Origin of the sequence: Kordia sp. (assembly GCF_045105435.1) — a bacterium.
Classification (GTDB): domain Bacteria; phylum Bacteroidota; class Bacteroidia; order Flavobacteriales; family Flavobacteriaceae; genus Kordia.
On the sequence record NZ_JBGCDL010000401.1, the window covers coordinates 18,930 to 28,385 of the forward strand.

The following is a 9,456-nucleotide window of genomic DNA, read 5'->3' on the forward strand; positions in this document are numbered from 1 at the left end:
AAAGCAACCTGTATAGTGAAAGTTATTCAATTACATCTACAAGAAACACAACTCATAAAACGAGCAAAGCGCAACGACCGAAAAGCGCAGCAAACGTTATATGCACAACACGCACCAAAAATGTTGAGTGTTTGTAGGTATTACATTGCTAACGTTCATGATGCTGAAGAAACAATGCTTTCAGGATTTTTCAAAGTATTTACACAATTAAAAACTTACCAAAACAAAGGAAGTTTTGAAGGTTGGATTCGGAGAATTATGATTCGAGAATCAATTTCGTTTCTTCGGAAAAAAAATCCGTTAGTTAGTGTAGAAGAAATTGAAAGCTACACAGAAATAACCGAATGTGAAGTACATGTAAATGCTGGCGTTGAAGAAATTCAGAAAGCAATAGATGCGTTACCACAAGGATATCGAATTGTATTTAACTTATATGAAATAGAAGGGTATAAGCATCACGAAATTGCCGAAATGCTCAATATTTCTGTTAGTACATCAAAAACGCAACTATTCAAAGCAAAAAAAACGCTTCAAACACAACTACGATCAAAAAAAAACAGAGCTAATGAAATCGCATGATATAAAAAACAGACTAGAAGAGCGTACGATAGCAGTATCTGAAAACTCGTGGGAAAAGCTGGCAGGGAAACTTGATGCGAATGATCAAAAGAAACGCGGAAAAAAGTTTTACTATCCGTATGCAGCTTGTTTGGCATTACTAATAAGCGCATTTGTGTTTATGTTTCTAAAAAATGATGGAATTGCAATTGATGAAACGATTGTTGATGTCGAAAAAACCATCAAACAAAATAAAGAATCAAAAACACCAATCATTCTAAAAGAAGAAATTGATCACATCACATTCAAAGAAGTATTGGTAGAATCGGAAGAAGTAAAACAGCCGAAACAATTAAAATCGACTGTAACTAAAAAAACACAATCGATCACAAATCAAACAAAAAAACAACTCGAAACTGAATTGCAAAAAGAAGTTAAAAACGCAATAGTTATCAATAAAATAGACACTGTACTAAAAGAAGCGCCAAAAAAAATAGAAACAATTGTAGCGCAAGAAGAAGTTGAGTTGAATTCAGATAAAGAATTAAAAGCTTCTATTGCAGCGTTATCCGCAGAAGAAAAAGTGGAAATTACCTTTCAAGAAATTGATCAATTGTTGAAAGAAGCACAAGGATATCTTAAAGAATTAGACGTGAAAAAAGAAGAAACTACCGTTTTACGATTCGCAACTGCAGACGAATTATTAAACGATGTAGAATACGAATTAGACATGTCATTTAAGCAAAAAGTATTCGAACTCATTAAAGAAAAAGTCAAAAAAAGAAACACTGTTGTCGTGAAAGATTAATAACGAAACAGTAAAGAAAATCATCAAATCATCATAAAAAAAACGAACATGAAAACAAGTACATTGTATTTATGCCTGGTATTCCTATGCGCAAGTTTTAGCATGCAGGCACAGCAAAAAGATGGAAACATCATCAAAAAAAGACAAGATTCTACCGCAATTAAAACAGCACAAGAAAGAAAATATTTTGAAGCGCTATTAGGTATTATTACTGAAGATGAAAAAAGATTGCTTAAAAATAAAATAGAGCACATCAATGAAAAATTAGAAAAAGGAAAAATTACCGCAACGGAAGCTGAAAAGGAAAAAAAGAAGGCGGCATTATTAGCGGCTGCGAACATTGAATATCGTATGGCGAAAAAAAAGCGTGAAATGTTTTTAGACCACTATATTCAAGAAGGTGGAAGCTTTATCCGATTTGGGGAAGTTTTTGATACAAGGAAAATAAAAAAGAGACCTCTTAAATATGATCGTCGTACAAAATCAGATGTCATATTTGCTTTTGGATTGAACAATGCAATTCAAGATGGAAAATCACTCAATGATTCTGATTATAAAATCGGCGGATCGCGTTTCTTTGAATTTGGATTTATGTGGACAACACGTGTCGCTAAAAATCACAACTTTGTACGTTTTCGCTACGGATTATCATTGCAATACAACAACTTAAAACCAACAGAAAATCGTGTCTTTGTCGATAATGGCAATCTCACAACTTTGGAGCAATTTCCTAACGATTTACGCAGATCCAAAATCAGAATGACCAATTTAACAGTACCTTTATACTTTGAATTTGGTCCGTCAAGAAAAATAGATAAAAAAAGATACGTTCGGTATTATACCAATGCAAAATTCAAAATTGGAATTGGTGGCTATGTTGGTGTCAATCTTGCCGTAAAGCAAAAATTACGCTACTCAGAAAATGGCGAACGCATCGATCAAGAAATCCGTAGAAACTTCAATACAAACAATTTTGTATACGGTTTGGGCGCTTATATCGGTTGGGACGACATGAGTTTATATTGTAAATATGACTTATCACCAATCTTCAAAAGTCCAAACGCACAACAACGCAACATTTCACTCGGTGTACGATTAGACGTATTCTAGTAGAAACTTAAAACTAACAACTCAAAACGTCACTTAGAGTAATTTTTCTCATAAAAATTGTATCGAGAAGTACTATGAAAATACTAGTTTCTAAGTAGATCTCGATACAACGAATCATAGATTCGCCACTCGATTTGACGTTTTTATTCACACATCAATATTCAAGTCAAAACAACAATCCACAACAAAAAAACAGTTGTGCAGACAATTAATGTCTAAAAAGAATGAAAACACTAACCATATTCATTGCCATTTTTGTAACGCTTTGCGCGAATGGACAAACATTACAAACTGCTATTGAAAATATAAAAACTCCTTTAGATATATCGTCAACGCAAAAATTAAATACATCTATAGATGCGCTTGTCTCTCAAATAGGAGACAAGCGTATTATTGCACTTGGCAAAGACACGCACGGAACGGCAGAATTTTACGAACTTCGTGCTGCAATCACCAAAACTAATTCAAGAAAAAGGATTCAATATGGTTGTTTTAGAAAATCCGTATGAAGACTTAGAACAATTCTCGCAAAACTTGCAAACAGAACCGATAGATTCGTTGATGAAAAAACATTTAATAAATGACGATCATGATTATGGTGATCAACTTTACAAATCAGAATATCTTGCGTTGCCAACAAACACATTTGAAGAAAAATTGGCACAAAACAAATCGGAAGCCTATTACTTTTCCATCACTCAAAAAATAAAAGAAATCTGTGCAAAATTGCCAAAACAAAAAGTAAAACTCTTTGGATATCATACGAATGACGAAAAAGACTACTACGAAGTCAATCCTGCAATTATGTACGACTTTGTAATTTTTGTCAAAAAAACGAATGCCGCGAAACCTTTGTTTGCGTATGAATAGCTAGATGTATTAGGAGTTTTACAAAAAAAAAGAGGCTGTCTGAAAAGTTGAATTGTCGTCAAGCCGAACTTGATTCTGTTTCTCATCATCATTGAAAGTCAATACAATGAGAAACAGAATCAAGTTCAGAATGATGCTTTTTATTACTTTTTAGACAGCTTCTTTCTGCTAAAATGTAATTAATATTTTGAATCAGGCGGACATAATTGTGATGGACAAAGCTCAGAAGGACATAAGTTTGAAGGACATAAGTTTGATGGACATAAGTCAGAAGGACCTCCAACACGCCCACCTTTAATAGTGTCGCTTAAGTTAGAAATAGCTTTCTTGTTTAACTGTAATTTTGAAAAGTTAGTTTTCATGATTTATAATTTATGATTAGTAATACTTAAATGTATTTAATTCTCATATAAGATGAAAGAACTTACAGTCGTGATTTATGAATTGTAAACTAATCTTAATGTGTTATTTCTGTTGAGTTATTAGAATTAGTAGATTGCGAATACTTGATATTGATGAAAACTTAGTATTTTTGAACTCTATTCCTAAAAATCCCGAAACCATTGATCTCAAAATCAACCATAGATGCTGTATTTGAAACTTCTCGTGTAGAAGAAGTGATTGGCGATTTTGTACAACTCAAAAAATCGGGAAGTAACTTCAAAGGGTTAAGTCCTTTTTCAGACGAACGTACGCCGTCATTTATGGTATCGCCCGTAAAACAAATTTGGAAAGATTTCAGTTCTGGAAAAGGAGGAAATGCAGTAGCTTTTTTAATGGAACATGAGCATTTTACGTATCCGGAAGCAATAAGATACTTAGCAAATAAATACGGAATTGAAATTGAAGAAACCGAACGTACCGATGAAGAAAAAGCCTTAGCAAACGAAAAAGAAAGCATGTATTTGGTTTCTGAATATGCTAAAAAATACCATCAAGAAACACTTTGGGAATCTCCGAAAGGAAAAGCCATCGGACTTACCTATTTTAAAGAAAGAGGTTTTACTACGGAAACCATCAAAAAGTTTGGTTTGGGGTATGCGTTAGACGAATGGAGTGCGTTTACAGATGCTGCATTAAAAGAAGGCTACAATCTTACCTATCTGGAAAAAACTGGCGTTACCATTGTAAAAGGCGAAAAACGTTTTGATCGCTTCAAAGGAAGAGTCATGTTTCCAATTCATAGCATGAGCGGACGCGTACTTGGTTTTGGTGGACGTATCTTAACAAGCGATAAAAAAGCAGCAAAATATCTCAATTCACCTGAAAGTGATATTTACCATAAAAGTAAAGTTTTATATGGTTTATACTATGCAAAACAGGCAATTGCCAAAGAAGATAATTGTTATTTGGTGGAAGGATATACCGATGTTATTCAAATGCATCAAGCGGGAATTCACAATGTGGTTTCTTCTTCTGGTACTGCCTTAACGGCGGAACAAATCCGTTTGATAAATCGCTTAACAAAAAATATTACCATTCTCTATGACGGAGATGCTGCGGGAATTCGTGCGTCGCTTCGTGGAGTTGATTTAATTTTAGAACAAGGAATGAATGTGCGCGTATGTACATTTCCTGATGGTGATGATCCAGATAGTTTTACAAAAAATAATGCCTTAGAAGATGTCTTGGCATACTTTGAAAACAATGTAAAAGATTTTATCAGTTACAAAGCTTCCTTACTGATGGAAGTTGCTAAAAACGATCCAATCAAAAAGGCAGAAGTCATCAATGACATGATGTCGAGTATCTCTAAAGTTGCTGACCGAATCAAACAAGAATTGTATCTGCGTGAAACATCTCGTATCATGGACATTTCGGAAGAAGTGTTATTTGCTACCTTGGCGCAATTGCAAAACAAAGATATCAAGGATGCCAACAAACAAATAAGGCAAGAAAAAAAGGCGTTTGAGGTTATAAAATCTGAAAAAAAGAAAGAAGCGGTTGATGTACAATATGTATTGGAGCGTAAAATCATTGAAATACTTTTGATTTACGGAAACATGGACGCTACGTTTGAAGACATGATTTTAAAAGAAGATGACGAAGGCGAATTGCAATTAGAACGCGAACTCTTTGAAGCAAAAGTTTTTCAAAAACTCTACTTAGACTTGCAGCAAGATGAAATAGATTTGGCGAATGAAAAATTCAAAACAATTTACTATCGCGCTATCGAAAAACTCAACGAAACAGGGAATTTAGAATTAGATACATTTGTCAACGAAATTGAACCTGAGATTGCGAGTGAAATTACAGACATTCTCATGCGCGAAGAACGCTATGAATTACACAATTGGGAAGAGCAAAACATCTTTGTAAAACCCAAAGAAGAAACCATTGCACAATTAACAAGCGAAACCATTCTTACCTTACGTTGCTTCTTAATCAATCGTAAAATAGAAGAGCTTAAACTTAGTCTTTCCGCAGATAGCAAAATAGAAGAATCGCAAAATGTATTAGAAGACATTATTAATTACAATACATTAAAAAAGTCGCTTTCTGAGCAATTGAAAAGAGTGATGTAAAGACTTGAATACTTTTGTTTAAAATTCCCAAGTATCGCATCGAGATGTACTTTTAAAACGAAATTTTCTAAAAAAAATAATGATATGCCACTTTGTAAAGATGTGTCATATCATTATAAAATCTTTTACTGTCGTAAAGAAAAAATCTTTACAAATGCAATTACAGTAATTCCAATGCTTTTGCTTGTTGTAATAGATCAACTAAATTGTCTACATTCAACTTACGCATTAGGCGAGCCTTGTACGTGCTCACAGTTTTTTCGTTCAGATTTAACTCTTCAGCAACATGTTTGTTACGTTTACCAGAAGCTAAAAGTTTTAACACTTCTACTTCTCTTGTAGACAAGCGTCTGAAGAATCTGCGGGGTTTGTTTGTGCTTTCGTCAAATGCTAAGCGCTGCGCTAACTCATTGCTGATATAGATGCCTCCATTGGCAACTTTGATAAGCGCGTCTTTAATAACATTTGTAGCTACGGATTTTGATAAGTAACCAGAAGCTCCAGCTCTTAATGTGCTTACTGCGTAAACATCTTCGGAGTGTGAGCTAAACATAATCACTTTCACTTCAGAGAAGTCTTTTTTAAGCCTTCTCAAGGCAGTAATTCCATTGACTTCAGGAATATCCATCTCAAGTAAAACAACATCTACATGCTCTTGACTAATGAAGTCAAAAAGCTCAGAAGTAGTAGCAGCTTTACCTACTACATCAATCTCTGTAGAGTTCTTAAACAAGGATTTAATTCCTTTTCGAACAATGGGATGATTGTCTGCAATTAATACTTTAACCATAATTTAGTTTTTAAAGTTATTATTAAATCAGACCATCACATAAAGAAAGGTTCGTTATGTCATGCTAACATAAAAACGAATCAATTTTTATTTCAGGTTTAGGGGGTCTGTAGCAACAAATTTAAACAAATTTTTATAAAAACTAATAAAAAAGGTAATTTTTTATGTAAGATTTTGCGGTATTAAACAGACTGGAATTGGAATCATTTTATGTTGGTTCGCAGTATTATATCGTTTGTAAATTTTGAACACTTCTTGTTGTCTTCCAGTAAAGTCATCTACCGTTTTTCCTGCATCTTTCATACGCATTGCCCACTCAAGTTCGTCGTAGTTCGCACCAATTTGATCTTCGTCACTTCGGGCATCACCAAACAAGCCATCAGATGGAGCAGCTTTCATAATAGAAGAAGGAACGTGTAGTGCTTCTCCGATTTGATATACTTCACTTTTCATCAAATCTGCAATCGGACTCAAATCCACACCACCATCACCATATTTGGTATAAAAACCGACACCAAAATCTTCTACTTTATTTCCTGTTCCAGCAACCAATCGTCCTAACAAACCTGCGTAATAATACAAGGTTGTCATGCGCAAACGCGCTCTGGTATTTGCCAACGCCATGTCTACAGTTGCTTGTGCGCCTTCTAAAGAAACTTCTGTTTTAAATTCTTCAAAAACTGGTGTCAAATCTGCTCGTGTGTCTGTCACATTATCAAAACGCTCCTTTAATTGTTTAATATGTTCTTGCGCACGCGTCACATGACTTTTTGCTTGATGAATTGGCATTTCTATACACAAAGTTGGTAAGCCCGTTTTTGCACACAAAGTAGACGTTACGGCAGAGTCAATTCCGCCAGAAACACCAACCACAAATCCGTTTACTCTTGCTTTTGTTGCGTAGTCTTTTAACCATGCTACGATATAATCTATAACTTGTTCAGTTTTCATCTTTATATTTTTATTTTAATAATTCTGTCAGATGGAATTTGCCAATAATTAATTCAGTTGCAATCAACATAATTATTATGGCGCATTTCATCTCTTTTGATTTTTTTACAAGATAAAAAAAGTAACTTTGTGCACAAAAATAGCATCGTAATAAAATTTATAAAAGTAGATTGCGTTTACCTATTGGAATACTATAAAATCATTATGAGAAAAATATTGTACTTGTGTTTGCTTGTTTTAATTGGATGCGCTGACGAAAAATCGCTTGAAAAAGAAATTGCGGCAATTCCATTAGACCTAAATGTAGTTCGGTTTGATCAGGCGTTTCTTGGCGCAAAACCATCCGACTTACCAAAACTGAAAGAAGCATATCCGTTATTTTTTCCAAGTTCAGTTGCAGATTCTACGTGGATTTACACCATGAACGATCCGCTACAAAAAGAACTGAAAAAAGAAATTGATGCAGTTTTTACAGATTTTGCTCCTGTACATCGCGATATCCAATCTGTATTACAACATATAAAATTTTACTTTCCAGCAGAAAAAACACCAAATGTATTTGCGGTAACATCAGAAGATTATCGTAAAAAAGTAATTTTTTATGAAGACAAACTTTTAATTGCTCTGAATACGTATTTGGGCGCCAATCATAAATTCTATGAAGGAATTCAGAAGTACATTTCAAACAATTTTGAAAAAGAAATGATTCCTGTCGATATTGCAACCGAATTTGCATACACACAAGTAAAACCACCACGCGAACGTACTTTTATAAGTAAACTCATACATCATGGTAAAATACAATATACAAAGTCGCTTTTAGTACCAAAAGCAAGTGTAGGAATGCAGTTTGGATATACTGAACGCAAAGCCGCATGGGCAGCGGAAAATGAAGAGCAAATATGGACGTATTTTATTGAAAAAGACTTGTTGTATAGTACCAATATAAAACTCGATAATCGTTTCTTGAATTTGGCACCATTCTCAAAATTTAATTTAGAATTAGATGGTGAATCTCCAGGGGGAATTGGTCGCTATATTGGGTATCAAATAGTGAAGGCGTATATGGAAAATAATGACGTATCTTTGCAAAATCTTTTGAGAAAATCTTCAAAAGAAATTTTTAATAATTCAAAGTACAAACCAAAGAAATAATGGCGAAAAAAATGAAGTCCGAAATAAAAATTGCAGTAACTGTCGATGAAAATAATGTGCCAGAAGCAATCAATTGGACGGCAAAAGATGGCGGTGTAGAAAATGAAGCTTCCAAAGCTGTTATGTTATCTGTTTGGGATCACAAAGCACAAGAAAGCTTACGAATTGATTTATGGACAAAAGATATGCCTGTAGACGAAATGAAAGTCTTTTATCATCAAACTCTAGTGTCAATGGCGCGTTCGTTTGAACGTGCAACCAACGATGAAAAAATGAGTGCAACCATGATGGATTTCTGTGATTACTTTGCAGAAAAATTAGAGATTGTAAAGAAGTAAATAATCACTTAAAATATACAATAAATTGAGGTTTTAGTCTTTTTCTAAAATCTCAATTCTTGTTTTAATAGTGCCTGTTTCTTCTAGTCGGATAATTTTAAATAGCAATCGAATTAAAAAACCAGGATCAACCACAAGATTGGCTTTTTTAACAACTTTTGCATCGCGTGCTGCAATCAAATTTGACCATTCGGTTTCAGGAGAAGTTGCCAATAAAGTAGCATATTTCCAGGCGCCATCTCTGGCAAGTTTCATGCTGAAATCGATTAAAATTGTATCAAACTTTTCGGTGACTTTAATAATTTTGGCTAAAAATTTCCAGATGAGCGACAGTTCTTTTTGTACATCATT

General features: G+C 34.0%; 12 protein-coding genes. 8 read left to right on the plus strand and 4 right to left on the minus strand.

Annotated elements, in window-relative coordinates; genetic code table 11:
• Positions 1 to 15: 15 nt before the first annotated feature.
• From AB8B65_RS20325 to AB8B65_RS20345, 5 genes are all read left to right on the plus strand, one after another.
• Complete coding sequence (locus AB8B65_RS20325) at positions 16 to 579, plus strand: RNA polymerase sigma factor (protein WP_405303115.1); 564 nt, start codon at positions 16 to 18, stop codon at positions 577 to 579.
• Positions 566 to 1,366, plus strand: coding sequence for a hypothetical protein (locus AB8B65_RS20330; RefSeq protein WP_405303116.1), 801 nt, complete (start codon positions 566 to 568; stop codon positions 1,364 to 1,366). Before AB8B65_RS20325 ends, AB8B65_RS20330 begins: the two co-directional genes overlap by 14 nt.
• 48 nt (positions 1,367 to 1,414) lie before the next feature.
• Positions 1,415 to 2,476 (plus strand): hypothetical protein, encoded by a 1,062-nt coding sequence (locus AB8B65_RS20335; protein ID WP_405303117.1) that lies wholly within the window; start codon positions 1,415 to 1,417, stop codon positions 2,474 to 2,476.
• A 224-nt stretch (positions 2,477 to 2,700) separates the two neighbouring features.
• Positions 2,701 to 2,985 (plus strand): hypothetical protein, encoded by a 285-nt coding sequence (locus AB8B65_RS20340; RefSeq protein ID WP_405303118.1) that lies wholly within the window; start codon positions 2,701 to 2,703, stop codon positions 2,983 to 2,985.
• The gene (locus tag AB8B65_RS20345) at positions 2,960 to 3,346 is read left to right on the plus strand and encodes a hypothetical protein (protein WP_405303119.1); all 387 of its coding nucleotides are present in this window, start codon (positions 2,960 to 2,962) and stop codon (positions 3,344 to 3,346) included. The genes AB8B65_RS20340 and AB8B65_RS20345 overlap by 26 nt, the downstream gene beginning before the upstream one ends.
• A gap of 179 nt (positions 3,347 to 3,525) precedes the next feature.
• Here AB8B65_RS20345 and AB8B65_RS20350 read toward each other — a convergent pair whose 3' ends face one another.
• Entirely contained in the window at positions 3,526 to 3,708 is a 183-nt protein-coding gene (locus tag AB8B65_RS20350; RefSeq protein ID WP_405303120.1) for a class I lanthipeptide, read from the minus strand.
• Positions 3,709 to 3,909: 201 nt separating this feature from the next.
• Between AB8B65_RS20350 and dnaG the strand changes: the two genes are divergently transcribed.
• Positions 3,910 to 5,871 (plus strand): DNA primase, encoded by a 1,962-nt coding sequence (gene dnaG / locus AB8B65_RS20355; protein WP_405303121.1) that lies wholly within the window; start codon positions 3,910 to 3,912, stop codon positions 5,869 to 5,871.
• Between the two features lie 160 nt (positions 5,872 to 6,031).
• Here dnaG and AB8B65_RS20360 read toward each other — a convergent pair whose 3' ends face one another.
• Positions 6,032 to 6,661: a response regulator gene (locus AB8B65_RS20360; RefSeq protein WP_405303122.1), complete on the minus strand. Its 630-nt coding sequence runs from the start codon at positions 6,659 to 6,661 to the stop codon at positions 6,032 to 6,034.
• Between the two features lie 162 nt (positions 6,662 to 6,823).
• A complete protein-coding gene (gene nadE, locus AB8B65_RS20365; RefSeq protein WP_405303123.1) occupies positions 6,824 to 7,612 on the minus strand; it encodes an NAD(+) synthase in 789 nt (262 codons plus the stop codon).
• Positions 7,613 to 7,816: 204 nt separating this feature from the next.
• Between nadE and gldB the strand changes: the two genes are divergently transcribed.
• Entirely contained in the window at positions 7,817 to 8,767 is a 951-nt protein-coding gene (gene gldB / locus AB8B65_RS20370) for a gliding motility lipoprotein GldB (protein ID WP_405303124.1), read from the plus strand.
• A complete protein-coding gene (gene gldC, locus AB8B65_RS20375) occupies positions 8,767 to 9,105 on the plus strand; it encodes a gliding motility protein GldC (protein WP_405303125.1) in 339 nt (112 codons plus the stop codon). Before gldB ends, gldC begins: the two co-directional genes overlap by 1 nt.
• Before the next feature lie 33 nt (positions 9,106 to 9,138).
• Here gldC and AB8B65_RS20380 read toward each other — a convergent pair.
• Positions 9,139 to 9,456, minus strand: a 318-nt coding sequence (locus AB8B65_RS20380; RefSeq protein ID WP_405303126.1) for a DUF5995 family protein, incomplete at its 5' end; no start/stop codon positions are given.

Bases quoted from the DNA above. Each gene is read 5' to 3' on its own strand.
- AB8B65_RS20330 (WP_405303116.1), top strand. From the start codon at position 566: ATGAAATCGCATGATATAAAAAACAGACTAGAAGAGCGTACGATAGCA.
- AB8B65_RS20335 (WP_405303117.1), top strand. From the start codon at position 1,415: ATGAAAACAAGTACATTGTATTTATGCCTGGTATTCCTATGCGCAAGT.
- AB8B65_RS20340 (WP_405303118.1), top strand. From the start codon at position 2,701: ATGAAAACACTAACCATATTCATTGCCATTTTTGTAACGCTTTGCGCG.
- AB8B65_RS20345 (WP_405303119.1), top strand. From the start codon at position 2,960: ATGGTTGTTTTAGAAAATCCGTATGAAGACTTAGAACAATTCTCGCAA.
- AB8B65_RS20350 (WP_405303120.1), bottom strand. From the start codon at position 3,708: ATGAAAACTAACTTTTCAAAATTACAGTTAAACAAGAAAGCTATTTCT.
- AB8B65_RS20360 (WP_405303122.1), bottom strand. From the start codon at position 6,661: ATGGTTAAAGTATTAATTGCAGACAATCATCCCATTGTTCGAAAAGGA.
- nadE (WP_405303123.1), bottom strand. From the start codon at position 7,612: ATGAAAACTGAACAAGTTATAGATTATATCGTAGCATGGTTAAAAGAC.
- gldB (WP_405303124.1), top strand. From the start codon at position 7,817: ATGAGAAAAATATTGTACTTGTGTTTGCTTGTTTTAATTGGATGCGCT.
- gldC (WP_405303125.1), top strand. From the start codon at position 8,767: ATGGCGAAAAAAATGAAGTCCGAAATAAAAATTGCAGTAACTGTCGAT.